The organism is Pararhodobacter sp. SW119 (assembly GCF_017811755.1).
Lineage (GTDB): Bacteria > Pseudomonadota > Alphaproteobacteria > Rhodobacterales > Rhodobacteraceae > Pararhodobacter.
Genome location: NZ_JADDJF010000003.1, coordinates 1 through 24,520, shown reverse-complemented (window position 1 = coordinate 24,520; position 24,520 = coordinate 1). Strand labels below are relative to the sequence as shown.

General features: G+C 68.3%; 28 protein-coding genes. 14 read left to right on the top strand and 14 right to left on the bottom strand.

The features are described 5' to 3' along the window. Positions 1-55 precede the first annotated feature (55 nt). Entirely contained in the window at positions 56-331 is a 276-nt protein-coding gene (locus tag IM708_RS03085; RefSeq protein ID WP_209424855.1) for a hypothetical protein, read from the bottom strand. Positions 332-451: 120 nt separating this feature from the next. Next, a complete protein-coding gene (locus tag IM708_RS03080) occupies positions 452-1,657 on the bottom strand; it encodes a M24 family metallopeptidase (RefSeq protein WP_209424854.1) in 1,206 nt (401 codons plus the stop codon). A 233-nt stretch (positions 1,658-1,890) separates the two neighbouring features. Here IM708_RS03080 and IM708_RS03075 point away from each other — a divergent pair, with 233 nt between their 5' ends. The 9 genes from IM708_RS03075 to yacG all read left to right on the top strand — a co-directional run bounded on the left by IM708_RS03075 (position 1,891) and on the right by yacG (position 6,807). Continuing rightward, entirely contained in the window at positions 1,891-2,376 is a 486-nt protein-coding gene (locus IM708_RS03075) for a UPF0262 family protein (RefSeq protein ID WP_209424853.1), read from the top strand. Beyond that, the gene (locus IM708_RS03070; RefSeq protein WP_209424852.1) at positions 2,373-2,852 is read left to right on the top strand and encodes a low molecular weight phosphatase family protein; all 480 of its coding nucleotides are present in this window, start codon (positions 2,373-2,375) and stop codon (positions 2,850-2,852) included. Before IM708_RS03075 ends, IM708_RS03070 begins: the two co-directional genes overlap by 4 nt. Continuing rightward, on the top strand, positions 2,849-3,250 hold the full coding sequence (locus tag IM708_RS03065; protein WP_209424851.1) for a ketosteroid isomerase-related protein: 402 nt from the start codon (positions 2,849-2,851) through the stop codon (positions 3,248-3,250). Before IM708_RS03070 ends, IM708_RS03065 begins: the two co-directional genes overlap by 4 nt. Beyond that, positions 3,247-3,837 (top strand): GNAT family N-acetyltransferase, encoded by a 591-nt coding sequence (locus IM708_RS03060; protein ID WP_209424850.1) that lies wholly within the window; start codon positions 3,247-3,249, stop codon positions 3,835-3,837. Before IM708_RS03065 ends, IM708_RS03060 begins: the two co-directional genes overlap by 4 nt. Further along, positions 3,834-4,730: a carbon-nitrogen hydrolase family protein gene (locus IM708_RS03055; protein ID WP_209424849.1), complete on the top strand. Its 897-nt coding sequence runs from the start codon at positions 3,834-3,836 to the stop codon at positions 4,728-4,730. The genes IM708_RS03060 and IM708_RS03055 overlap by 4 nt, the downstream gene beginning before the upstream one ends. 76 nt (positions 4,731-4,806) lie before the next feature. After that, positions 4,807-5,025: a translation initiation factor IF-1 gene (gene infA / locus IM708_RS03050; protein ID WP_021097168.1), complete on the top strand. Its 219-nt coding sequence runs from the start codon at positions 4,807-4,809 to the stop codon at positions 5,023-5,025. Then, positions 5,025-5,594, top strand: coding sequence for a Maf family protein (locus IM708_RS03045; RefSeq protein ID WP_209424848.1), 570 nt, complete (start codon positions 5,025-5,027; stop codon positions 5,592-5,594). Before infA ends, IM708_RS03045 begins: the two co-directional genes overlap by 1 nt. After that, positions 5,591-6,625 carry a ribonuclease E/G gene (locus IM708_RS03040; protein WP_209424847.1) on the top strand — a complete coding sequence of 345 codons (1,035 nt, stop codon included), beginning with the start codon at positions 5,591-5,593 and terminating at the stop codon, positions 6,623-6,625. The genes IM708_RS03045 and IM708_RS03040 overlap by 4 nt, the downstream gene beginning before the upstream one ends. Further along, positions 6,622-6,807: a DNA gyrase inhibitor YacG gene (gene yacG / locus IM708_RS03035; protein WP_209424846.1), complete on the top strand. Its 186-nt coding sequence runs from the start codon at positions 6,622-6,624 to the stop codon at positions 6,805-6,807. Before IM708_RS03040 ends, yacG begins: the two co-directional genes overlap by 4 nt. Positions 6,808-6,890: 83 nt before the next feature. Here yacG and IM708_RS03030 read toward each other — a convergent pair whose 3' ends face one another. From IM708_RS03030 to IM708_RS03015, 4 genes are all read right to left on the bottom strand, one after another. Continuing rightward, complete coding sequence (locus IM708_RS03030) at positions 6,891-8,000, bottom strand: site-specific DNA-methyltransferase (protein WP_209424845.1); 1,110 nt, start codon at positions 7,998-8,000, stop codon at positions 6,891-6,893. A gap of 92 nt (positions 8,001-8,092) precedes the next feature. After that, entirely contained in the window at positions 8,093-8,737 is a 645-nt protein-coding gene (locus tag IM708_RS03025; protein WP_209424844.1) for a ribonuclease HII, read from the bottom strand. Positions 8,738-8,946: 209 nt separating this feature from the next. Beyond that, a complete protein-coding gene (locus IM708_RS03020) occupies positions 8,947-9,519 on the bottom strand; it encodes a hypothetical protein (protein ID WP_209424843.1) in 573 nt (190 codons plus the stop codon). 300 nt (positions 9,520-9,819) lie between these two features. After that, the gene (locus tag IM708_RS03015) at positions 9,820-10,590 is read right to left on the bottom strand and encodes a hypothetical protein (protein ID WP_209424842.1); all 771 of its coding nucleotides are present in this window, start codon (positions 10,588-10,590) and stop codon (positions 9,820-9,822) included. A gap of 199 nt (positions 10,591-10,789) precedes the next feature. On the opposite strand from IM708_RS03015, the gene IM708_RS03010 reads away from it, so the two are divergent. Together IM708_RS03010 and IM708_RS03005 are read left to right on the top strand one after the other, a co-directional pair. Then, a complete protein-coding gene (locus IM708_RS03010; RefSeq protein WP_209424841.1) occupies positions 10,790-11,083 on the top strand; it encodes a hypothetical protein in 294 nt (97 codons plus the stop codon). Then, positions 11,055-11,759, top strand: coding sequence for a response regulator transcription factor (locus IM708_RS03005; RefSeq protein ID WP_209424840.1), 705 nt, complete (start codon positions 11,055-11,057; stop codon positions 11,757-11,759). The genes IM708_RS03010 and IM708_RS03005 overlap by 29 nt, the downstream gene beginning before the upstream one ends. Positions 11,760-11,775: 16 nt before the next feature. On the opposite strand, the gene IM708_RS03000 is transcribed toward IM708_RS03005, so the two are convergent. The 6 genes from IM708_RS03000 to IM708_RS02975 form a co-directional block, all read right to left on the bottom strand. Continuing rightward, a complete protein-coding gene (locus tag IM708_RS03000) occupies positions 11,776-12,765 on the bottom strand; it encodes an oligopeptide/dipeptide ABC transporter ATP-binding protein (protein WP_209424839.1) in 990 nt (329 codons plus the stop codon). Continuing rightward, on the bottom strand, positions 12,762-13,745 hold the full coding sequence (locus IM708_RS02995; RefSeq protein WP_209424838.1) for an ABC transporter ATP-binding protein: 984 nt from the start codon (positions 13,743-13,745) through the stop codon (positions 12,762-12,764). Before IM708_RS02995 ends, IM708_RS03000 begins: the two co-directional genes overlap by 4 nt. Then, positions 13,746-14,696, bottom strand: a complete 951-nt coding sequence (locus IM708_RS02990) for an ABC transporter permease (protein ID WP_209424837.1) — start codon at positions 14,694-14,696, stop codon at positions 13,746-13,748. A gap of 10 nt (positions 14,697-14,706) precedes the next feature. Next, positions 14,707-15,693, bottom strand: a complete 987-nt coding sequence (locus tag IM708_RS02985) for an ABC transporter permease (protein WP_209424836.1) — start codon at positions 15,691-15,693, stop codon at positions 14,707-14,709. A gap of 95 nt (positions 15,694-15,788) precedes the next feature. Further along, positions 15,789-17,375, bottom strand: coding sequence for an ABC transporter substrate-binding protein (locus tag IM708_RS02980; protein WP_348524933.1), 1,587 nt, complete (start codon positions 17,373-17,375; stop codon positions 15,789-15,791). 107 nt (positions 17,376-17,482) lie between these two features. Beyond that, entirely contained in the window at positions 17,483-18,439 is a 957-nt protein-coding gene (locus IM708_RS02975) for a hypothetical protein (protein ID WP_209424835.1), read from the bottom strand. Positions 18,440-18,567: 128 nt separating this feature from the next. Here IM708_RS02975 and IM708_RS02970 point away from each other — a divergent pair, with 128 nt between their 5' ends. From IM708_RS02970 to IM708_RS02960, 3 genes are all read left to right on the top strand, one after another. Then, on the top strand, positions 18,568-18,846 hold the full coding sequence (locus tag IM708_RS02970; RefSeq protein ID WP_209424834.1) for a hypothetical protein: 279 nt from the start codon (positions 18,568-18,570) through the stop codon (positions 18,844-18,846). 183 nt (positions 18,847-19,029) lie between these two features. Then, a complete protein-coding gene (locus IM708_RS02965; RefSeq protein WP_245242966.1) occupies positions 19,030-20,670 on the top strand; it encodes a 5-guanidino-2-oxopentanoate decarboxylase in 1,641 nt (546 codons plus the stop codon). A 128-nt stretch (positions 20,671-20,798) separates the two neighbouring features. Then, the gene (locus IM708_RS02960) at positions 20,799-22,301 is read left to right on the top strand and encodes an alpha/beta fold hydrolase (RefSeq protein WP_209424833.1); all 1,503 of its coding nucleotides are present in this window, start codon (positions 20,799-20,801) and stop codon (positions 22,299-22,301) included. Between the two features lie 330 nt (positions 22,302-22,631). Here IM708_RS02960 and IM708_RS02955 read toward each other — a convergent pair whose 3' ends face one another. Both IM708_RS02955 and IM708_RS02950 read right to left on the bottom strand, forming a co-directional pair. Beyond that, entirely contained in the window at positions 22,632-23,942 is a 1,311-nt protein-coding gene (locus IM708_RS02955; RefSeq protein WP_209424832.1) for an HlyC/CorC family transporter, read from the bottom strand. 160 nt (positions 23,943-24,102) lie between these two features. Next, positions 24,103-24,520 (bottom strand): alginate export family protein (locus IM708_RS02950; protein ID WP_209424831.1); only part of this gene is annotated, 418 nt, incomplete at its 5' end.

The window sequence follows — 24,520 nt, the reverse complement described above, 5'->3', positions numbered from 1 at the left end:
CCGCGGGGCTGGCGCCCCCGGGGCTGCTTCCGCAGGTTGCGTGCCGGCCGACGGGTCAGTCGCGCGCGGCCGCGAGCCGTTCCAGCGCGTCGGCCGTGCGGCGCGTGTTCTGGTAGATGCCGAGCCCCAGATACATCGCGCCCCCGATGAACAGCACATAAAGCGCGCCGACGACCAGGATCGCGAGGCCGGCGAAGAACCCGCCCTGGCCGCCCATCATCTGCCCGGCGCCCGCCATCGCCGCCAGACCGGCGATGAGGACCCCGACCGACATGACGATGACCAGAAGGCCGACAATCACCTCAAAAGACCGAATGAAGAAATCGCGCATCGTGAAACTCCTTGGCTGTGCCTGGCGCGTGGCGCCGGGAAGAAGCGTAGGCCGGCGCCCGACACCGGTCAATTCGCTACGCACGATCATGGTTTCACGCGGGGGGTCTGGCCCGGATCCTCAACCCACGACGTTGAATTCCGGGCCGTAGGGATAGCCGGTGATGTTCTCGGCCCCGGTCTCGGACACGATCAGGATGTCATGCTCGCGGTAGCCGCCGGCGCCGGGCTGGCCCTGCGGGACGGTCAGCATCGGCTCCATCGAGATGACCATGCCGGGCTGCAGCACCGTCTCGATATCCTCGCGCAGCTCCAGCCCCGCCTCGCGCCCGTAGTAGTGGCTCAGGATCCCGAAGGAATGGCCGTAGCCGAAACTGCGGTACTGCAGCAGGTCGCGTTCGGCCAGATGGGCGTTGATCTTCGCCGTCACCTCGCCGCAGCTGGCGCCGGGTTTCAGCAGGCTCATGCCGTATTCATGCGCCGCCACATTCGCCTGCCAGAGGGCGAGCGAGGCGTCGTCAACCTCGCGCAGGAACATCGTGCGTTCGAGCGCGGTGTAGTAGCCCGAGATCATCGGGAAGGTGTTGAGGCTGAGGATGTCGCCCACGTGCAACCTGCGCGCCGTGACCGGGTTGTGTGCGCCGTCGGTGTTGAGGCCGGACTGGAACCAGACCCAGGTATCGCGGTACTCGGCCTTGGGGAAGCGGCGGGCGATTTCCCGCTCCATCGCGTCGCGGCCCGCCATCGCCACGTCGATCTCGCGCGCGCCCTCGCGCACGGCTTCGCGGATGGCGTAGCCGCCGAGGTCGGCCACCGCCGCGCCGGCGCGGATCAGCGCCAGTTCCGCCGGCGACTTGAACATCCGCTGGCGCATGGTCGCCGGGGCGAGGTCGATCCGCGCCCGCGGCGCCAGGAAGGCGTCGAGCTTCGCGGATTGCTGCAGTGTCAGGTGATCGCATTCGAACCCCACCGCCCGGCCGCTCCCGGCGACATGCGCCACCGCGCGCCAGAAGTTGTCGCGCGCCCAGTCGGTGTAGGTCAGGTTGTCGCCATGGCCCCGGCGCCAGGGCTGTGCGCCGTCGATATTGGCGCTGATCGTGACGCTGTCGGACGGGGTGACGACCAGCCCGTAGGGCCGACCGAAGGCGCAATAGAGGAAGCCCGCGTAGTAGGCAATGTTCTGCATCGAGGTGAAGAGCGCGACCTCGACGCCGGCCTCGGCCATGGCGCGGCGCAGGCCGGCGAGGCGGGTGTCGTATTCGGCAGGCGTGAAGGGCAGGGTCCGCGGGCCCTGATGGAAGCGGAAATAGGCGGGACGCTGGTTCATGATCAGACCTCCGTTGCGGGGTCTGGCGGGCAGGCGAGACCCCGGGGGTCCCGGCGTGCAGGACGCGGCGGCCAGGGCTGACCGCAAGCTCGGGGCGCGACCCCCGTCGTGGCGACGCCATCGCCACGCGCTCGATGCTTCGCATATCGCAGCGGGCGGCGTCGGGCAAGCTTGGCCTTGATCCCGCGCAGGCCCTGATGCATCACGGGACCCTGCCCAGGAAAGCGCCCCGCATGACCCGCATCAGCCAAATCGAGATCGACGACGCGGGTCTGCCCGCCCCCACGCCCGAGATGGAGCAGGAGCGCCGGGTGGCGGTCTTCGACCTGCTGGAGGACAACAGCTTCGGCCTGCCCGCGCGCGACGGTCGCGACGTTCCGCCCGGCCCCTACCGGCTGGCGCTGGCCGTGCGCGAGAAGCGCCTGGTCGTCGACATCACGCAGGAAGACGGCGAGAAGGTGGCGGAATTCCACCTGAGCCTGGGTCCGTTCCGGCAGGTGGTGAAGGACTATTTCCAGATCTGCGACAGCTATTTCGACGCAGTCAAGCGCTTGCCGCCCAGCCAGATCGAGGCGATCGACATGGCCCGCCGCGGCATCCACAACGAGGGGGCACGCATCCTGATGGAGCGGCTGGAGGGCAAGGCCGAGATCGACATCGACACGGCGCGGCGGCTCTTCACGCTCATCTGCGTGCTCAACCGCGGGGAGGGAGCTTGAGCAAGCGCTTTCCCCAGTCGGTGCTGTTCTGCTGCGACCATAACGCCGTGCGCTCGCCCATGGCAGAGGCTATGATGAAACAGCTCTATGGCCAGCGCGCCTATGTCCAGTCGGCGGGTGTGCACAACGATCTGGAGGTCGACGGCTTCGCCATCGCGGTCAGCGCCGAACTGGGGCTGGAGCTTGAACGCCACCGATCGCGCAGTTTCGAGGAGATGGTGCAGTGGGGGGATGATCTGGCGCAGTTCGACCTGATCGTGTCGCTGTCGCCGGCCAGCCAGCGCGCGGCGCTGGAGCTGACTCGCTTTGCGCATATCGACGTCGAATACTGGCCGATCATGGACCCGACGGGGCTGGGCGAAAGCCGCGAGGCGAAGCTTGCCGCCTACCGCCAGACCCGCGACCAGATCCGCACCCGCATGCTTGAGCGCTTCGGGCCGCCAAGCGCTGACAGAACGAGGGAGAAGACCGCATGACCGCGCGAGAGATGATCGAGGCCTATTTCGCGGCCTTCAACGCCGGCGATGCCGATGGCATGCTGGCCCTGGTCAGCGACGACATCGAACACCACGTCAATCAGGGGGACATTCGCCGCGGCAAGGCGAAGTTCGCCGAGTTCTGCAGCCATATGGGCGTGAGCTACCGCGAGACGTTGCGCGACATCCTCGTTTTCGTCAGTGACGACGGCACAAGGGCGGCGGCCGAATTCATCGTCGAGGGCGCGTATCTGCGGACCGACGGCGGCCTGCCCGAAGCGAAGGGGCAACGCTACGTGCTGCCGGCAGGATCGTTCTTCGCGTTGAAGGATGGCCGGATCACGCGGATCACCACCTACTACAACCTTCAGGACTGGATCGAGCAGGTCTCGGCATGACACTTCGGGTGGAGGCGTTGACCGGCGCGGCGCTTTCAGCCGCGCTCGACGATGTGGCGCGGCTGCGCATCGCGGTCTTCCGCGCCTTTCCCTATCTCTACGACGGGGACCTCGACTACGAGTGCCGCTACCTCGAACCCTATCGCAGCAGTCCGGGTGCGATAGTCGTCGGTGGCTTCGATGGCGACAGGCTGGTGGGCGCGGCGACCGGGACGCCGATGACGGATCACGCCGGCGACTTTGCCGAGGCCTTCGCCGGAACGGGTCTGGATTTGTCGGAAATCTTCTATTGCGCTGAAAGCGTGTTGCTGCCGGAATGTCGCGGCCTTGGGATTGGTCATCGCTTTTTTGATATCCGAGAAACCCATGCGCGGGAGTTGGGGTGCAAGCATGTCGCATTCTGTTCGGTCGTGCGGCCCGCGGATCATCCTGCGCGCCCGGCGGATTATCGACCTCTGGACGATTTCTGGACAGGGCGGGGATACGCGCCACTGCCCGGCGTCGTCGCGCGTTTCGCCTGGCGGGACCTGGGCAACACCGAGGAGACTCGCAAACCGCTGCAGTTCTGGATACGAAGGCTGACATGACCGACACCGTCACCATCGCCGCCGCCGCCTATCCGCTGGACTGGTTCGAGACCTTCGCGGACTACGAGGCCAAGCTCACCCGCTGGGTGGCCGAGGCGGCGGGCGCGGGCGCGCAGCTTTTGGTCTTTCCCGAATACGGCGCCATGGAACTCGCCAGCCTGGGCGGCCGGGCGGTTGCCGGCGACCTCGAGGGCGCGCTTTCCGAGGTCGCGCGTCACCGGCCTGCGGCGGATGCGTTGCACGCGCGGCTGGCCGGCGAACACGGCGTCTGGATCCTGGGCGCGTCAGGGCCGGTCTTCACCGGCAATCGGCCGGTCAACCGAGCGACCTTCTTCGGCCCGTCGGGCATCCTCGGGGAGCAGGACAAGCAGATCATGGTCCGCTTCGAGCGCGAGGAATGGGACGTGGTGCCGGGCAGCGGCCTGTCGCTTTTCGACACGCCGCTGGGCCGGATCGGCGTGGTCATTTGCTACGACTGCGAGTTTCCCCTGCTGTCGCGCCGCCTTGCCGAGGCCGGCGCGGAAATCCTGCTGGCGCCCTCGGCGACCGAAACCTGGGCGGGCTACAACCGCGTGCGGATCGGCGCCATGGCGCGCGCGCTGGAAAACCAGTGTGTCAGCGTCCAGGCGCCGCTGGTCGGGCAGGCGGACTGGTGCGCCGGCTGCGAGGAGAACACCGGCCGCGCCGGCATCTACGGCCCGCCCGATCGCGGCTGGCCCGCCGAGGGCGTGATCGCCGAAGGCGACCGCGACGCGCCGGGCTGGACCTACGCCACGGTGTCGCGCAAGTTGATCGCCGACACACGCGCAGATGGTGGCGTCCTCAACTTCCGCCACTGGGACGAGCAGGAGGCCCGGCTTTCCGCCCCGGTGGGAAGCATTCGCGCAACATAATCCTTGAAATCCCGCGACCGAAGGCGCATCTAGGCCCCGCCTGTGGGATTGCGGGCGGAACTGCAATGGAGTGACCATGGCCAAGGAAGAACTGCTCGAATTTCCCGGCGTCGTGAAGGAACTCCTGCCGAATGCGACGTTTCGGGTCGAGCTGGAAAACGGCCATGAGATCATCGCGCACACGGCAGGGAAGATGCGGAAGAACCGTATCAGGGTTCTTGCCGGCGACCGTGTTCAGGTTGAAATGACCCCCTATGATCTGACCAAGGGGCGGATCAACTACCGATTCAAGTGATGCGCCTCATCCTCGGCTCGGCCAGTCCGCGCCGGCTGGAACTGCTGGCGCAGATCGGCGTCGTCCCCGATGCGGTGCGCCCCGCCGATATCGACGAAACCCCCCGAAAGCGAGAACTGCCGCGGCCCTATTGCGCGCGGATGGCGTTGGAAAAGGGGCGCGCAGTGCCCGCTGAGGCGCACGAGGCGGTGCTGACCGCCGACACCACCGTGGCGCTCGGCCGGCGCATCTTGGGCAAGCCCGAAAGCGCGGCGCAGGCGGCGGAATTCCTGCTGCTGCTGGGCGGGCGGCGGCATTCGGTGATCACCGCCATCGCGCTGCGCGCCGGCGACCGGCTCTGGCACCGCGAAGTGGTCACCGCGGTGAAGATGAAGCGGCTGTCGGATCTGGAGGTGAACGCCTATCTCGACAGCGGGGAATGGCGCGGCAAGGCCGGGGCCTACGGCATCCAGGGTCGCGCCGGGGCGTTCATCCCCTGGATTTCGGGGTCGTTCACCGGCGTCGTCGGCCTGCCGCTGGCCGAAACCGCGACGCTTCTGCAGGCCGCCGGCATCCGGTGCGCGGCATGAAGGGGTCGGTGATCGCACTCGGCACGATCGACGGGCGCGAGGTTGCCGCGCTGATGGTCGATGGCCGGCTTGAGGACCTGGCGCTTGAGACCGAGGGGCTGGCCCCCGCCGCAATCCTGCGCGGCACTGTCGGCCGGCCGGTCAAGGGGCTGGGCGGTGTCTTCGTCGATCTGCCGGACGGGCTGCGCGGGTTCCTGCGCCAGACCCGCGGCCTGGCGCCCGGCCAGCCGGTTCTGGTGCAGGTGTCGGGCGCGGCCGAGCCGGGCAAGGCCGTGCCGCTGACCACGCGCCTTCTGATCAAGGGCCACTACGTGATCCTGACGCCGGACGCGCCGGGGATCAATGTCTCGCGCCAGATCCGGAACGAGGCGCTGCGCACGGAACTGACCGCGCTGGGGGAGGGCGCGCTTGCCGGCGCGGCCCCCACGCTGGGGCTGATCCTGCGTTCCGCCTGCGAGGAAGCCGCGCCCGAGGATGTCGCCGCAGAGGCCGGCGATCTGCGCGCGCTGACCGACGCGATCTGCACCGATACGCAGGGCCCGCCCGAATTGCTGCTCGATCCGCCGGCGCCGCGCGACCTCGCCTGGCGGGACTGGCCGCTGCCCGATGTCTTCGACGATGGCCCCGATGCGCTGGACCATCACGGCGTGCGCGAGGCGCTCGATGCGCTGGTGCGGCCCGACGTGGCGCTCGGGTCCGGCGCGTCGATGACGGTCGAAGCCACTCGCGCGCTGGTCGCCGTCGACGTGAACACCGGCGCCGATGTCTCGCCGGCCGCGGGGCTGAAGGCCAGCATCGCCGCCGTGCGCGAACTGCCCCGGCAGTTGCGCCTGCGCGGACTGGGCGGGCAGGTGGTGATCGATTTCGCCCCGTTCCCCAAACGCGACCGCGCCGCGCTGCAACAGGTTCTGCGCAAGGCCTTCCGCGGCGAGGCGAACGAAACGGTCCTCGCCGGCTGGACCCCGCTGGGCAACTACGAGTTGCAGCGCCGGCGGGACCGGGCGCCGCTGGCCGACTGGTTGCGCGCGTGAGCCGCGCCGCGAAATGCCCGGTTTGCCGCAAACCCACGGCGGCGGCCTATCGCCCGTTCTGCTCGCGCCGCTGCGCCGATGTCGACCTCGCGCGCTGGTTCCGCGAGGATTACGTCATCCCCGGCCGCAATGGCGAGGCGGCTTCGGACCTCGTCGACCCGGACGAGCGCGACGACACCTGAAGTCGATGAAAAAGACCCCGCCCGGGGGCGGGGTCAGTTTGCGCCGACCGGGCTTCGAAACGGCCGGCGCTGGCGGTAACCTGTCAGCCGTTCTGCGCCATTTCGGCGCGGATCTGCTGGCGCAGGAAATCGATGGGGATCAGCTGTTCGTCGCGGCGGAACTGCCAATAGGTCCAGCCATTGCACGACGGCGCGCCTTCCAGCGCGGCGCCCACCTGATGGATCGACCCGCGATGCTCGGCCGAGATCAGCGAGCCGTCGGCGCGCACCTTGGCCGCCTGCCCGCGCGCGTTGATCAGGACTTCGCCCGGCCGCAGCAGCCCGCGTTCGACAAGCTGCCCGAAGGGAACACGCGGCTCGGCCCGTTTCGAGGCCAGCGTTTCCAACGCCGAGGCGTCGAGCGCGCGCACTTTCGACAGCCGCTTCGCGGCCAGCGCCCGATACCCCGCGTCGCGCTCGATCCCGATGAACGAGCGGCCCAGCATTTTCGCCACCGCCCCCGTCGTCCCAGTCCCGAAGAACGGGTCCAGCACCACATCGCCCGGATTGGTGGTTCCCACCAGCACCCGGTGCAGCAGCGATTCCGGCTTCTGCGTCGGATGCGCCTTCGCGCCCGAGGCGTCCTTCAGACGCTCGTGCCCCGTGCAGATCGGCAGCACCCAGTCCGAGCGCATCTGCACGCCTTCGTTCAGCGCCTTCAGCGCCTCGTAATTGAACGTATATTTCGACGCTTCGGCGCGCGAGGCCCAGATGAGCGTCTCGTGCGCGTTGGTCAGCCGCTTGCCGCGAAAATTCGGCATCGGGTTCGACTTGCGCCAGACCACGTCGTTGAGGATCCAGTAGCCCGCATCCTGCAGCGCCGCGCCGACGCGGAAGATGTTGTGATAGGAGCCGATCACCCAGATCGCGCCATCGGGCTTCAAGAGCCGCCGCGCCTCGGCCAGCCAGGCGCGGGTGAAACGGTCATAGGTGCCTAGGCTGTCGAAGCGGTCCCAGTCGTCATCGACGGCATCGACAAGGCTGTTGTCGGGGCGGTGCAGATCGCCTTTCAGTTGCAGGTTGTAGGGCGGGTCGGCGAAAATCAGGTCGACGCTGCCCGCGGGCAGGCTTTTCATGACCTCGATACAGTCGCCGCCCAGGATCTGGTCGCGTGGAAGCACAGCCGCCTCCTCCGCCCGTCGTTTCACTGCCATTCCGTGCCTCGTCACCGCGCCCTCTGTCAGTGCCGGGGCGCTTCGAAGACCAAGATGACCCATGCCTGATTCGCAGTCAATTTCTTTTTGAATCAGAGAGTTGTTTTATACTCTTCACACAATATCTTGCGCACCGGGGCAAAGCTGCGCCGGTGATATGGGGTGGGACCCCAGCGGTTGAGTCCGGCCAGATGCGCAGGCACCGGATAGCCGGCATTGCGGTCCCAGCCGTAGGCGGGAAATTCGCGCGCCAATCGGGCCATGATCGCGTCGCGCGCCACCTTCGCCACAATCGACGCCGCCGCGATCGACAGGCAGCGCGCGTCGCCGCGCACCAGCGTTTCGGCGCCACAGGGCAGCGCGCCGGGCATCCGGTTCCCGTCGATCAAGGCCATGTCTGGCCCGGGGTCGAGCGCGGCCAGCGCCCGGCGCATGGCCAGGTGGCTCGCCTGCAGGATGTTCAGCGCGTCGATCTCCTCGACGCTGGCCTCGGCGATGGCGAAGCGCGCGCGGGCGCGGATCTCGGCGGCGATGGTTTCGCGTCGCGCGGCGGTCAGCGTCTTCGAATCCGCCAGCCCGGTCGGAATGTCGCTCGGCTCCAGGATTACCGCCGCGGCGACCACCGGGCCGGCCAGCGGGCCGCGGCCGGCCTCGTCGACGCCGGCGATGGCGCGAAAGCCGCGCGCGCGCATCAGGGTTTCGGTTTCGAAATCGGGGGCGGGGCAGGCGATGCGCATGCCGACCTGATGGCATTTGCCTGCGCTGCGATCAAGCATCAGAAATGGAATGGGCGGGTCCGAAGACCCGCCCTGCCTGGCCTGCGAGAGGCCGGGACTTGGTACTGATACGGAAGATACTCGTTACGGTACTCGTTACTCGGAACACTCGTACTGCCGCCCGTGCTACTCTCGAAGCATTACCAAAAACTTTCGGGCGGCCATTCGGTTCAGCGCCGTGCCCAGCCGGGCGTCGGCCCGCAACGGCTGTCGCGGCGGTGGTGGCCGCGCCCCTGCCATCCCGGCGGGCAGTCGCGGCGGTAATCTGCGCGGGGCGGGGGCCCCTGCCGCGGCCGCTGCGGCACGCTTGCATACTCCGGCGTCCAGCCCGATCTGTGCAGACATTGCGCCAGATGATAGCTGCGCCCGCCGCGGTCGGTGCGCACGCGAGCTTCGCAACGCTGCGGCAAGCGGTTGATCCCGTACCAGCCCAGACAGCCGGTGTGGTAGACATCCACGTGCTGGCGATTGACGCGCAACGTTTCCAGGCAGGCGGCGGGCAAGGTGCCGTGTCGCAAACGGTCGCGGCGGGGCGCGGCGGAACTGTCGATCGCCCGCACGACGACGGCGACGGCGGCGGCACCCAGCAGAAAGCGGATCACGTCGTCCGAGCTTTGCGCGCGCGCCGGCGCGGCGCTGGTGGAAATCCCGGCCAGCGCGATGACACCGGCCGAGAGCAGCAGCTTCAGTCGCCGCGAGGTGCGCCGGGTGAAGGCCCCGAAGCCGGATTGGATCGTCGTCATGGTTCGCTCCTTTCGCTGTCGGCGCGCCCGGCCCGTCGGCAGGCAACGGGGACGCCCGATGGCCTCCACCTGCCGTCGGTCGGCGCTGACAGGCAATAACGGGCGCTTGCTACGCGATAACAACCGCGCATTCGGGGGGCAGGTTCCCGGGGTTAGCGGATAACACGACGGGATCGCGGCTTTTGCGCAACGCCTGGGCGGGGGACGTTCGCGGGCCGGCGACAAAAGGCGCGGGCCGCGGGATGCACCCCCCGCGGCCCGCTTCGCCGATCCCGACCTACGTGTTCTTGGGACGGCCGATCAGGGCCCCTTGTCGCCAAAGGGATCGCTGTTTCCGCGCCCGCCGAAACCATGGCCATCCCGGCGCCAATGCCGGCCGTCGCCGCGTCGGTCGCTACGGGCCCGGTCGCGATGGCTGCGGTCGCGGCGCCACTCGCGGTCGCCCCGCCGGTCACGGTCGCCCCGCCAGCCGCGGTCGCCGCGCCGGTCGCGGTTCCAGTCGCGCCGGTCGCTACGGTCCCGGTACCAGTCCCGGTCGTCGCGCGGGTAGACCGGCGCGAAGTGGCGCGGCACATCGCGCGGCGCCTCCCACGCCCGGGGTGCGGGGTAGCGCCCGCTTTCGGACCGGTAGTTCGCGTCATAGAGGCACTGCGCCAGGAAGTAGCGCCGCACCCCGACATTGGTGCGGATGCGCGTCTCGCAGCGCGCCGGAAAACGGTCGAGGCCGTACCAGCCCAGGCAGGTGGCGTGATAAAGTTCGATGTTGCGCCGGTTCAGGCGCACCGTTTCCAGGCAGGCGTCGGGCAGCACGCCCGCGCGCGGGCGCTGCCGCACCCCGCCGGAATTGTCGAAGGACCGCACGATCACCGCCACCGCCGCCGCGCCGAGGATGAGCGCGAGCAGCTCTTCCGTCGATTGCGACTTTGCCGGGGTGGCCGGCGCGACCACGGCGGCCAGCGCGATGACCCCGGCCGACAGCAGCAGCCGGCCGCGTCCCAGCCAGCCCGACAGCGATCTGGCGTCAGGGCGCGACGGGTCCGAAGGCACCGGGGCAGCGGGGGGATGGGTCATCGGTCCGTCCTTTCGGTACCGATGCCAGCCACAGGAAAGGCACGGCGTGTGACCGGCACCGCAGAATTTAAGGGTTCAGTCTGCGCCCATCGCCGGCTTCGGGCAAGCGGCGTGCGCTGTTATCGGATAACAACTCTGCGCGCGGCTGGCGGGCGCGGTGGATATTGATTATCGCAGGCACCCGCGCGAAGGTGACGGCATGAATCCGCGCCCCGCCCTCCTTGCCCTTGCCCTGATCCTGACCTCGGCCCTACCGGCGGCGGCGCAGTGCTACGCCGATTACAAGGCCAAGCAGGACAATCCGCTGCGCCTGCATTACGGTGTGGTGGAGCTTCCGGCCTCGGCCTGCGGCGACGCCCGCGCCGCTGCCGGCCATCTGGCGCCGAGGCTGCAGCAGGATGGCTGGATTCTCCTGCAGATCATGTCCACATTCGGGCCCGAAGGGCTTGATGCAAGGAGAGAGGATGCAGGGCGGTTCTTCCTCCGCTACTGACCTGACGCGCACGGCCTCACGGGCGGTGCTCTGGGGGTTTTCGGCGATCGTGACCGTTCTGGCGATCACGGCGGTCCTGCTGTTCTTCAACCTGCCCGACGGCAATACCTTCAACGCGCGGGTGGAGCGGATCTTCATCGACAACGCCGATCTGACCAGCCAGTCCGAACTCAAGCTGCTGGAGATCCTCGCGCTCTCCGGCACCGCCTTTGCCGAGACGCTGAAATCCTATCGCATGGTTATCTTCGTGCTGATGGTTTTTGCCAGCGCGCTTCTGATCACCGCGTTGGGCGTGATCCTGATGCTGATTGCGCTGAACCGGCGGCTGGCGCAGCTGGAACGCGCGGGCATCCAGGTCTCGTCGCTGGTGATCGACCGGACCGAACGCAAGGTCGCGCTGAACGACATGGAATTTCCCCTGACCGAGGCCGCGCTGGAAACGCTGGCGGTCCTGGCCGAGGCGCGGATGGACGGCGATATCCTCTCGGGCGCGCAGATCGAGGCGATGATCAGCGGCCGCGACGCCGCCGATTGCGACGAGGCCGCGGGCGCCACCCGCATCAAGCGGCTGCGCGACAGCCTGGGCAACCAGATCGTCAGCGAGCTTCTGGTGCGCAACATCGCGCGGCAGGGCTATCTGCTGGCCATCGACCGCAAGGCTATCCGCATCGTCTGAGCAGCGCGCGCGCGACTCAGATCCGCCCTTCCTCCACCGCGAAACACGCCACCCGGGCCGATCCGCGCGGCACCTCATGCGGGACTTCCAGCTTGCAGCGCTCGAATGCGTGCGGGCAGCGGGGATGAAAGGCGCAACCCGGCGGCGGATCGATCGGGTTCGGGATCTCGCCCTCGACCTGCCGGCGGCGGCGGCCCGACAGCGTCAGGTCCGGCACCGCGTCCAGCAGCATCCGGCTATAGGGATGGCCGGGGTCGGTGAAGAGCTTCTTGCCGTCCGCCACCTCGACCAGCCGACCCAGGTAGAGCACCCCGATGCGGTTGGACATGTGCCGCACGACGCTCAGGTCGTGGCTAATCAGCAGGTAGGTCAGCCCGAACTCGTCCTGCAGATCGCGCATCAGGTTCAGGATCTGCGCCTGCACCGACACGTCCAGCGCCGAGGTCGGCTCGTCGCAGACGATGAATTCGGGTTTCGAACTCAACGCCCGTGCGATCGCCACGCGCTGCCGCTGCCCCCCCGAAAACTCGTGCGGGAACTTGGCCGCGTCCACCGGCGAAAGCCCCACCACCTCCAGCAGGCGCCCGACCTCGCGGCCGATCTCGGCGCCCGACAGCAGCCCGAAGGTGCGGATCGGCTCGGCGATGATCTCGCCCACGCGCCAGCGCGGGTTGAGGCTGGCGAACGGGTCCTGAAAGATCATCTGGAACCGCTTGCGCAGCGCCCGCATCGCGCGCCCCGAGGCGAAGTCCATCGCGTTGCCGTCGAACGTGATGCGCCCGGCCGAAGGTTCCAGAAGCCCCACGATCATCTTGGCGATGGTCGACTTGCCCGACCCCGATTCGCCGACCAGCGCAAAGGTCTCGCCGCGCCGGATCTCGAAGTTCACGTCGGCGGCGGCGGTCAGGAACTGCTTTTCCTCGCGCTCGATCACCCGGTTCAGCCAGGGTTTGGAGACGTCGAAATACCGCGTCAGCCCCTCGACCTTCAGCAGCACGTCACTCATGCGCCTGCCCCTACCCGGTCGTAGAGCCAGCACGCCACCCGCCGCCCGGTCCCGCGGTCCAGCGGATCGGGCCGCTCGCGGAAGCAGCGTTCGAAGGCGTGTTCGCAGCGCGGGTTGAAGGCGCAGCCTTCCGGGATCGCGTTCAGCCGCGGCATCGAACCGGGGATCTGCACCAGCCGGTCGCTTTCCTGTGCCAGCGTCGGGATCGATCCCATCAGCCCCTGCGTATAGGGGTGCTCGGCCTTCTGGATCACGTCGCGCACCGGGCCGATCTCGGCCAGGCGGCCAGCGTAAAGAACCGCGACGCGGTCGGCGGTCTCGGCGATGACGCCCATGTCGTGGGTGATCAGCATGACCGCAGCCCCGCGCTCGGCGCAGATTTCCTTCAGCACGTCGATGATCTGCGCCTGCACGCTCACGTCCAGCGCCGTCGTCGGCTCGTCCGCGATGACCAGTTCCGGCTCGGCGCAGAGCGCCAGCGCGATCACCACCCGCTGCCGCATCCCGCCCGAGAAATGATGCGGATAGTCGTCGATCCGCCGAGCTGCCGCCGGGATGCCGACGCGGTCCAGCAGCGCCACGGCGCGCGCGCGCGCCTCCTTCTCGGACACGTCCAGATGCGAGCGGATGGTTTCGATCAGTTGCTGCGCCACGGTATAAAGCGGGTTCAGGCTGGTCAGTGGGTCCTGGAATACCATGCCGATCCGCCGCCCGCGCACGCGCCGCATGGCTTCGGGTGCAATGTTGTCGATGCGCTTGCCCTTCAGCCAGATCTCGCCCCCGGCGATGCGCCCCGGCGGTTCGATCAGCCCGATGATCGCGGTGCCGGTGATCGACTTGCCGGCCCCCGATTCGCCGACCATGCCCAGCACCTCGCCCTCGGCGATGTCGAAGGACACCTTGTCGATGGCGCGCAGCACGCCCTTGCGCGTGGGAAATTCCACGACCAGGTCGCGGACGGAAAGAAGCGGTTCAGCCATTCAACGAAGCCTCGGGTTCAATGCATCGCGCAGCCAGTCGCCCAGCAGGTTCACCGCCAGCGCCAGCGCCAGAAGCGTGATCGACGGGAAAAGCAGGATCCACCACTCACCCGAGAAGAGGTATTGCTGCCCGATGCGGATCAGCGTGCCCAGGCTCGGCTGCGTCGGCGGCACCCCCACGCCCAGAAAGCTGAGCGTAGCTTCCGCGATGATCGCCAGCGCCAGCCCGATCGTGGCGATGACCAGCACCGGCCCCATGACGTTGGGCAGGATATGCCGCACCAGGATCTTGATCGGATGCGCGCCGATGACCCGCGCGGCCTGCACGTATTCCTTGCCCTTCTCGACCATCGTCGCCCCGCGCACGACGCGGGCATACTGCACCCAGTCCGACAGCCCGATGGCGACGATCAGCACCCAGATCGCCATCGTCTCGCGATACGCCGGCGGGATGAAGCCGCGCGCGACGCCAAAGATCAGCAGCGCGATCAGGATCGACGGGAAGGACAACTGCACATCCGCGACCCGCATCAGCAGGCTGTCCACCCATCCGCCGCGATAGCCCGCGATCAGCCCCAGCGTGATGCCGAGCACCATCGCGAACAAGACCGCCGAGAACCCTACGAAGAGCGAGATCCGCGCGCCGTAAAGGATGGTCGAGAAGACGTCGCGCCCCTGGTTGTCGGTGCCCAGCCAGTAGGTGTTGCCGGTGAAGGCGTTGGGCTCCATCGGCGGGGTGAAGCCGTCCATCAGGTTCAGTTGGGACGGATCGTAGGGGTTGAACGGCGCGAGCCACGGCGCCAGCGCCGCCATGGCGATAATGATCACCGCGACCAGCCCCGCCAGCATTGCCACCGGCGAGGTGCGGAACGAATAGGCAACGTCGCTGTCCCAGGCGCGATAGGCCCAGGAACGCGGGCGCGGGGGGATGGTTGTGTCGTCCTTGCTCATCGCGTTCCCCTCAATGCCGCGCATGGGACCGGCTGACGCGCAGCCGCGGGTCGACCGCGTAGTACAGCAGATCGACAATCAGGTTGATGACCACGAAGATCAGCGCGATCAGCATCAGGTAGGCGGCCATCACCGGCACGTCGACAAACTGCACCGACCGGATGAAGAGCGCGCCGACCCCCGGCCACTGGAACACCGTCTCGGTGATGATCGAGAAGGCGATGATCGAGCCCAACTGCAACCCGGTGATGGTGATCACCGGCACCATCGTGTTCTTCAGCGCGTGTCCGAAATTCACCGCGCGGTTGGTCAGGCCGCGGGCGCGGGCGAACTTGATGTAGTCGGTGCGCAGCACCTCCAGCATCTCGGCGCGGACCAGGCGCATGATCAGCGTCATCTGATAAAGCCCCAGCGTGATCGCCGGCAGGATCAGCGACATCCGCCCCGACTGGGTCAGCAGCCCGGTGCGCCACCAGTCGCCCACCGGCACCACGTCGCCGCGCCCGAAGCTGGGCAGCATCTGCAGTTCCACCGCAAAGACCCAGATCAGTAGCACGCCGATCAGGAAGGTCGGCAGCGACACCCCGATCAGCGACACGGTCATGATCGCGTTCGACAGCCAGCCGCGCCGTTTCAGCGCCGTGTAGACGCCGAAGCCCACGCCGAACAGGAACGCGAAGATGCCCGAGATCATCGCCAGTTCCAGCGTCGCCGGCAGCCGCGACAGGATCAGTTCCATCACCGGCTGCTGCAGCCGGTAGGAAATGCCGAAATCGCCCTGCGCGGCGCGGGCGACGAAACTCCAGAACTGCACCAGGAAGGGGTCGTTCAGACCCAGCGCGTCGCGCAGGGCGGCGCGCTCGGCCAGCGTGGTTTCCTGCCCGACCATCGAGGCGATCGGGTCGCCGACGAAGCGGAACAGCGAAAACGACACCAGCGCAACCGCGAGCATGACGATGACCGACTGGAAAAGACGCCGGATGATAAAGGCAAGCATCGGCTGGGACCCCTCACGCAATCAGGTCAGTCTTGCTGCCCCAAACGCAACGCCCGCGCGGATACCCCCGCGCGGGCGTCCCGGTCAAGCCCGGATCAATCGAAGGTGACCGACCACATCCGCGGCTGGTTCTCGGGATGCACATCCAGGTTGATTCCGTCTCGCATCGCATAGGCCAGCATCTGGTTATGCACGTTCAGGAAGATGCGGTCCTCCATCACCTGCTCCCAGATCTCGGCGATGACGCCGTCGCGGGCTTCGAGGTCGGTCATCGTGGCGAGCGACTCGATCTTCGCGTCCAGTTCCGCGTTCGAATAGCGGGTGCCGTTGAAGGCGCCATAGGCCCCTTCGCGCGAATGCACCAGGAAGTCGAACACGTACTGGCTGTCGAAGGTCGGCACGCCCCAGCCCAGCAGGTAGAAGTCGGTCTCCCAGTTCTCGATCAGCGGGAAGTGCAGCGACCGGGTCTGAGACACCAGGTTCACGCTGACGTTGATCCGCCCCAGCATGCCGACCAGCGCCTGGCAGATCGCCTCGTCGTTCAGGTAGCGGTCGTTCGGGCAGTGCAGGTCGACCGAGAAGCCGTTCTCGTAGCCCGCCTCGCGGATCAGTTCGCCCGCCCGCTCGTAGTCGGGCTGCGAGTATTCGTGCATCTCCTCGGTCCAGCCGTTGACGAAGGGCGGCAGCGGCGCGGCCGAGGGCTGCGATTCGCCCCGCATCACCACCTGCTGGATCGCGTCGCGGTCGATGGCCAGCGCCAGCGCCTCCCGCACCTCGGGCTTGGCGAACGGGTTGTCATCGACATTGGCCGAGGCCAGCGTTTCCGACGTCATGTCGTAGCTGAAGAAGATGTTGCGGTTCTCGGGCCCGCGCACCACGCGCACGCCGTCGGTCTGCTCCAGCCGCGCGATGTCCTGCACCGGCACGTCCTGCACCAGGTCGACCTCGCCCGACAGCAGCGCGGCCACTCGCGTCGCGGCCTCGCTGATCGGCGTGTAGATGATCTCGGTCACCTCGGGCGCCTCGTCCCAGTGCCCTTCGAAGACGCGCAGCACGGTGCGCACCTCGGGGTCGCGCGAGACCAACATGTAGGGGCCGGTGCCGTTGGTGTTGCGGATCGAATGCGCCTCTTCCCCGGCGGCGAAGTTGGGCGCGGCTTCCACGCCGTGCTCCTCGGCCCAGGCCTTGGACATGATGAAGGTGTTGGTCAGGTTCTGCACATAGAGCGGCGCCGGCCCGGACAGCTTCACGCGCACCGTGTTGCCGTCGGTCGTCACTTCCTCGACCGCGGCGTGCAGGGCCGCCATCCCCGACGGCGTCGTGCGCGCCCGATCGAGCGAGAAGGCGACATCCTCGGGGGTCAGTTCCTGCCCCTCGTGGAAGGTCACGCCCTCGCGGATGGTGAAGACCCAGACGGTGTCGTCCTCGGGGTCGATTTCCCAGTCGGTGGCAAGGCGCGCTTCCAGCGTGCCGTCAACGTTGCGGCCCACCAGCGTCTCGTAGATATGGTGGTTGAGCGTATGCGTCGGCCCTTCGTTCTGGCTGTGCGGGTCCAGCGTCAGCGCATCGCCGACGCGCGCCCAGCGCAGCGTCTCGGCGCTGGCGGATGCCGCGCCCAGCGCAAGTCCCGCCACGCCCGCCATCAGCGCGGCGCGCATGCCCTTGGTCATCTGGAATGTCATGGTTCTCTCCCTAATTCGTGTTCTGGTGCGCGGACGACCATCCGTCCCGGCGCAATGCGACGAGGTTTCTCCGCTTTGACTGGAAAGTCAACAAGCGCCGCGCGCGGTTACCGCGGGGGAAGGGCCGAAGCGCAGGCAAGCCCCTGTCCAACGTCGCCCCCGCCACGCCGCACCGCGCCCAGCAACCCGAGGCCGGCCAGAAGCAGCCAGCCGGCCGCCGGCAGCGGTATCGGCGCGGGCGAGGTGCCCGGCCCGCTGCCGTCCGGTGGCGGCGCGGCGGTCGCGACCGCCTCGAACGCCCGGATCGAGAAGCCCTCCGAGATGCCGATCTGCGTGAACCCAGCGAAGGTGAATGCGCCGGCCTTCAGCGCGTCGATCGTGGGATAGCTCAATCGATAGACCTCGCTGCCGGTGGGTGCGTCGGTGTCGGATTCCAGCAGCACCTGATAGGCCCCGTCATAGGTGAAGCCGGCGATCGAAAAGCCGTCCGAGATGCCTATCTGGGTGAATCCCGCCTCGAAGAAGGTTCCCGCGATCAGCGCCGCCCGGTCCGAATAGCTCAGCAGATAGACCTCGCTGCCGGTGGGCGCGTCGGTGTCGGATTCGAGCAGTATCCGGAATGCGCCGTCATAGGTCAGCCCGGCGATCGAGAAACCTGCCGAGATGCCGATCTGCGTGAAGCCGGCGAAGGTGAACGCGCCAGCCTGCACCGCATCGATCGTGGGATAGCTCAGCAGGTAGACCTCGTTGCCGGTGGGCGCGTCGGCGTCGGATTCCAGCAGTACCTGAAAGGCACCGTCATAGGCCATCCCGGCGATCGAGAAGTCCGCCGAAATGCCAATCTGCGTGAAACCGGCGAAGGTGAACGCGCCGGCCTGCACCGCGTCGACGTCGGGATAGCTCAGCCGGTAAACCTCGCTGCCGGTCGGCGCATCGGCGACGGATTCCAGCAGCGCGTGGTAGGTCACGCTCGACGCCGCCGCCGGGGCGATGCCGGCCAACGTCACGGTCAGGGCCAGCGACAGAGGACCTGTGGAAAGCGCCAAGAAGCGGTGTACAGACATATCCAGACCTCCCCTGCGTTCATGAACTGAACAGCGATCGGAACGGCATGCAGAACACGCCTAGTCTGGAGCCTGCATCCGGGCCAGAAAAGAAAGGGTAGATCCACCCGTCGATTTCAGCAAGCTGAATGTTCTTGCGCGTCGCAACCTGGAATTGCGAGACCTTCGCGCCGACCAACACACCGCCGGCCCTCCGATTTCCCCGCGGGGAAATCCCGAAAGGCGGATTCGCTGGCGGCGCATGGTCATCGACTGGCGGCGATCTGCTCGATCCCGGTCGCGCACGCGAAAAATATCCGGTTGCCTTTGCCGCCCGCGAATCCCTAGGCTTGCGCGGCGCCGCGCTGCGCGGCCAGGCATCGGGGCATCGGCGTGCAAGCAATACAGGCGGCAGGGAGCGCGGCTGAGAGTGGGGCCACGTGCACCGTCAAGACCCTCGGCACGCTCCAGGCGCTGGCGGATATCCCGCGGACCGTCGCGCGCGGCGCGTTCCGGATGCGCCCGGCGCCGTCCGGGTCGGGCAAGACGACGTTCCCGGAGATCCAGGGGCGGTCGATCCGGCGGATCCGCGGCGCGAACAGGAGCGGGTCATGAGCCAGGAGAATTCGACCGCAATTTCGACCGGGATGTATCTGGTCAAGCTGCTTGCGGCCTACGGCGTCGACACGGTCTTCGGCATTCCGGGCGTCCACACGATCGAGCTTTACCGCGGCCTTGCCGGCAGCGGCATCCGCCATGTCACCCCGCGCCATGAGCAGGGCGCCGGGTTCATGGCGGATGGCTACGCGCGCGCCAGCGGACGGCCGGGGGTCTGCTTCATCATCTCGGGGCCGGGGATGACCAATATCCTGACCGCGATGGGCCAGGCCTATGGCGAGTCCGTGCCGATGCTCGTCATCTCGACGGTGAACGCGCATGGCCGGATGGGATCCGGTGCGGGCTGGCTGCACGAACTGCCCGACCAGCGCGGCCTGACCGCGGGCGTGACCGCCTTCAGCCGGACGATCCACCGCAGCGAGGAGCTTGCCGGCGCGGTGGCCGAAGCCTTCGCCATCTTCGAGGGCGCGCGCCCACGGCCGGTGCATCTGGAACTGCCGATCGACGTCATGCTGGCGCCGGCCGGCCACCTGCCGGTGCCCGAGCGCCCGGCGCGCGGCGCCCGACCCGCCCCGGACCCGATGGCGATCAAGGCGGCGGCGGAACTGCTTGCCGGGGCCCGCGCCCCGCTGATCCTTGCCGGCGGCGGGGCGGTGCGCGCCCGTGACCTGCCGGCGCTGGCCGAGGCGTTGGACGCGCCCGTGGTCATGACCACCAACGCGCGCGGCATCCTGCCGCCGCAGCACCCGCTGGCCGTCACGCTGAGCGCGTCGATGCCCGCGACGCGCGGACTGATCGCCGGGGCCGATGTGCTTCTGGCCATAGGGACCGAGTTGGGGCCGACCGACTACGACATGTACGAAGACGGCGGACTGTCGATCCCCGGCACGCTGATCCGGGCGGATATAGACCCGCGGCAGGCGCGGCGCGGGCATCCGCCGGCGGTGGTGCTGCCGGGATGCGCGGCGCTGACCGCCACTGCCCTGCGCGCGGCGCTGCAGGACCGGACGCCCGTGCACGGCGCGGACGCGACGGGGGCGACGCGGGCGGCACAGGCGCAGGCGGGACTGCGCGCGCTCCCGCCAGAGGTCCGCGGGGATCTGGCGTTGCTGGAGCAGGTCCGCGCGGCTTTGCCGGGGGCGTTGATCGTCGGCGATTCGACCCAGGCGGTCTACGCGGGAAACATGGGCTTTTCCGCGTCCCTGCCGGGCGGGTATTTCAACTCGGCCACCGGCTTCGGCACGCTGGGCTACGCGTTGCCGGCCGCGATCGGCGCGGCGCTGGTCGAGGACCGACCGGTGGTCGCGCTTTCGGGCGATGGCGGGCTGCAGTTCACGATGGCGGAAATGACCAGCGCGACCGAGGCCGGGGTGCGGGTAATCCTGCTTCTGTTCGACAACCAGGGCTACGGTGAGATCAAGTCGGCGATGAGGCAACAGAACGTGCCGCCGCTGGGTGTCGACATCCTGACCCCCGATCTGGCCGCGATCGCGCGCGCCTGCGGCTGGTCGGTGGTCACGGTCGATGCCCCGGACGCCTTGGCCGAGGCGCTCAGCGCCGCGGAGGACGCGCCCGGCTGCACGATGATCCGCTACACCGATCGGCTGCGCCAGGCGTTCCAGGCGCGCGACTGAGCCGGGTCAGCAAAACGGATGGGATGCGCCTGTTCCTTCCGGCGGAACCCGCGCTTCCGGCGGCAACCGCAATTTTGCGATCCGACAGGCGCGGCGAAACGTAACCCTCAGAGGAATGGGGGTGACGCATGCGGTTCTTTCTGGCGATCCTGGCGCTCACGGTGATGGCGCTGTCGGTCTGGAAGCTGGAGGCGGACCGGGCGGGGCTGGAGATCGCGCCGATCACGGTCGAGGGGGGCACGCCCGCGACCCTCTATCTGCGCGCGGCGGGCGGGCCGGCCCCGGTCGTGGTGATCGCGCACGGCTTCGCGGGATCGCGGCACTTGATGGAGTCCTTCGCGCTGACGCTGGCGCAGGCGGGGTATCTGGCGGTCAGCTTCGATTTCCAGGGTCACGGCCGGAACCCGCGTCCGATGTCGGGCGATGTCTCCTCGGTCAGCGGGACGACACGGTTGCTAATGGAGGAAACCGCGCGGGTGGCGCGCGCGGCGCTGGCGCATCCGCGCGCTGACGGGCGGCTGGCGTACCTCGGGCACTCGATGGCGTCGGACATCGTGGTGCGTCAGGCGCAGGACGCGCCCGCCGGCGATGCGGTCATCGCGATTTCGATGTTCAGCGGGTCGGTGACCGCCGATGCCCCCGCGAACCTGCTGATCATCGCCGGCGAATGGGAGGTCCGTCTGGCCGAGGAAGCGTTGCGCGCGGTGCGGCAGATCGATCCCGCGGCCAGCCTGGGCGAGACGGTCGGCGACCCGGAAACGGGCGTTGCGCGGCGCGCCGTGCTTGCGCCGCATGTCGAACATGTCGGCGTGCTCTACTCGCCCACGGCATTGCGGGCGGCGCGAGACTGGCTCGATGCCGGTTTCGGACGGCGGAGCGACGGACCGGTCGCGGCGCGCGGCGGCTGGATCGTGCTGCTGCTGGCGGCGACGGTCGCGCTGGGCTGGCCGCTCGCGCGGGCGCTGCCGGCGCGCGGCACGGCGGGTCAGGGCGAGCTGGGCAGGCGTGATTTTCTGCTGGCGGCCCTGATGCCGGCGCTGGCGGTGCCGCTTCTTCTCTGGCCGCTGGAGACGGACCTGCTGCCGGTGCTGGTGGCCGATTACCTTGCGCTGCACCTGGGCCTCTATGGCGCGATCACCCTGGGCGTCCTGGCCTGGCGCGGGAGGCTGAGCGGTCAGTTTCCGCCGCGGGTCTGGTGGATCGCGGGGGCGGTCGCACTGTTCGGCATCGCGGTCGTGGGCGGCGTGATCGACCGCTATGTCGCGTCCTTTCTCCCGCATCCGGGGCGGATACTGGTGGTCGCGGGCCTGGCGCTGGGTGCGATCCCGTTCATGCTGGGCGACGCGCTGCTGACCGGCGGGGGGACCGGCCGGTTGTGGCGGGTGATCCTCGCGCGCGGTGCATTCCTGGCCTCGCTCATGCTGGCGGTGGCGCTGGATTTCCAGGCGCTTTTCTTCCTGATCATCTTCCTGCCGGTGATCGTTCTTTTCTTCCTGCTCTTCGGCATGATGTCAGGCTGGGTGGGCCGGCGCACCGGACTGCCCGCCGCCGCGGGGCTGGGGCTCGGCCTTGTCCTTGCCTGGGCGCTGGGTGTCACCTTTCCGATGTTCGAGGCGGGCGCGGGTGTCTAGGCCCGTCCGGTTTGCCGCAGGGCACGCGCCGGACGGGCGGGGTGGCATACCACCGCGCGCCTCTGCCGACTTGCCCGGCGGACCGGTCGGTAGGCGCCGGAAGACCCGCGAAGGGGCAAGATGGCCGCAAACTGCCATACACTTGCCATACGTTTGCCATACGCCTGCCATACACTTTCTGGCAGGCGGAATCCCAACAAAACAAGGCTCAGGCCGGCATTTTCCCGGTACGCGGCCAGCCCGGCCGCGCGCCGCGTCAAGCTTTCGTCAACCGATGCCCGCCCGCCCGGCGCGACGGGGCAAGCGGGTCGGGTGATGGGCTCGGCGGTATCAACCCTCCCGGAGTTTTCTTACCCGCAGCTGCGTGAGCCGCGTCTGATCCCGTTCGAGGACCTCGATCGCGTGGCCGTGGATCTCGAAGGTCTCGCCCTGATCGGGGATGCGGCGGGCGAAATCGATCACCAGCCCGGCCATGGTGACGGCATCTTCCTCGGGCAGGTCCCAGCCCATGGCGCGGTTCACCTCGCGTATGCTCATGCCGCCGCGCACGGCGACCGAGCCGTCGGGCGCGGCCTTCACCGCTGCCTCGACGGGGGTGTCGTGCTCGTCGGTGATGTCGCCGACGATCTCTTCAAGGATGTCCTCCAGCGTGACCAGGCCCCGCATCGCGCCGTATTCGTCGATGACGATGGCGAGATGGGTCTTGTTCTTCATGAAAGCATGAAGCTGATCGTCGAGGCCTGTCACCTCGGGCACGAAGGAGGGCTTCATGGCGATGGCGGCGATGTCGAGCGTCTCCAGCGCCGAGGCGCCGCCCGCTTGCACCGCAGCGTGCATGGCCCGCGCGAGGTCCCTTGTGTGCAGGATACCGACGATGTCCTCGGGCGAGCGGCGCCAGAGCGGGATGCGCGAGTACCCGGACGCCAGGGCGGCGGTGATGATCTCGGTCGGCGGGCGGTCGATATCGATCATCTCGACGTCCCGGCGGTGGGTCATGACCTCCTCGATGCTGCGCTGCGCGAGGTCAAGCGCCCCGAGCAGGCGGTCCCGGTCGGCCGTCTCCACCGTACCCTCGAAATGGTGGAGCGAGATCGCGCCGGCGATCTCCTCGTGCGCGGCGAACGGATGCGCGTCAGCCGCCTGCACCCCGAAGAGGCGAAGGATACCCCGTACCAGAAGCTGCACCACCGTGACGACCGGCGCCGCGATCCGGACGATGAGGGTCATGAAGCCGGACGCGCGCCGCGCCACCGTATCCGCATTGGTGATCGCGTAGGTCTTGGGCAACACCTCGGAAAAGATCAGCACCAGCGCGGTCATCAGCAGGGTCGCGACGGCGACGCCGCCCTCGCCCAGGACGATGGTGAAGATCATCGTGGCGAGCGAGGCGGCCATGATGTTGACGAGATTGTTGCCGAGCAGGATCGCGCCGATCAGCCGTTCCTTGTCATCGGTCAGCCGCAGCGCCCGCTGTGCGCCCCTGTCGCCGCGCTCGGCCCGCTTGTGCAGCTTGCCGCGGTTGGCGGTGGTCAGCGCCGTTTCCGACCCCGAGAAGATCGCGGAACAGATCAGGAGGAAGAGAATGGCGAGCGCCGCGCCCGCCAGAAACGGAAGCGAGGTTGAAGAGATGGGGGCATCCATGTGCCGGAATCCTGAGAAGCGATGCGGTGCGCCGCCGCGGGTGTCTTGCGCTCAAGCGCGGTGTTTATCAGCATGCGAGGGGGAGAAGAAGGGGGCCTCCGGCGACAGAAGATGGTCCTGTCGCATGCGGGACCCTGAAATCCACTGCGGGCGACCAGCGTCAGAAGGCGTACTCCAGCTCGATGCGGGCGGTGACGCCGCTTCGGGGCGCGGTTGCGCTGGCGCCGCGCTTGAACCATCCGATCGCGGCGTCGATCTCGATTCCCCTGGCAAGGCGATAGCCGACGACCAGGTCGAGGCCGTCGCCGAGGTGACGCGCGCCGCCGGCCGAAGCCGTCACCTCGCGGTAGTGATGATAGAACATGTCAAGCGAGACGCGTTCGTTCGAGGTGATGCCGACCCCGGCGGTCGCGATGGCGATGTTGCTGAGGTCCGGGTCAAGCGCCTCGCCGTAGTAGTGGAACTTCGCAAAACCGCCCATGCGCGCCTCGTTCGACTGAAGGCCGGTCTGACGATAGGCGGTGTCCGCTTCGCTTGCGGGATCGCTGTCGCCGCTGCCCCACGCGTAGCCCAGCGTG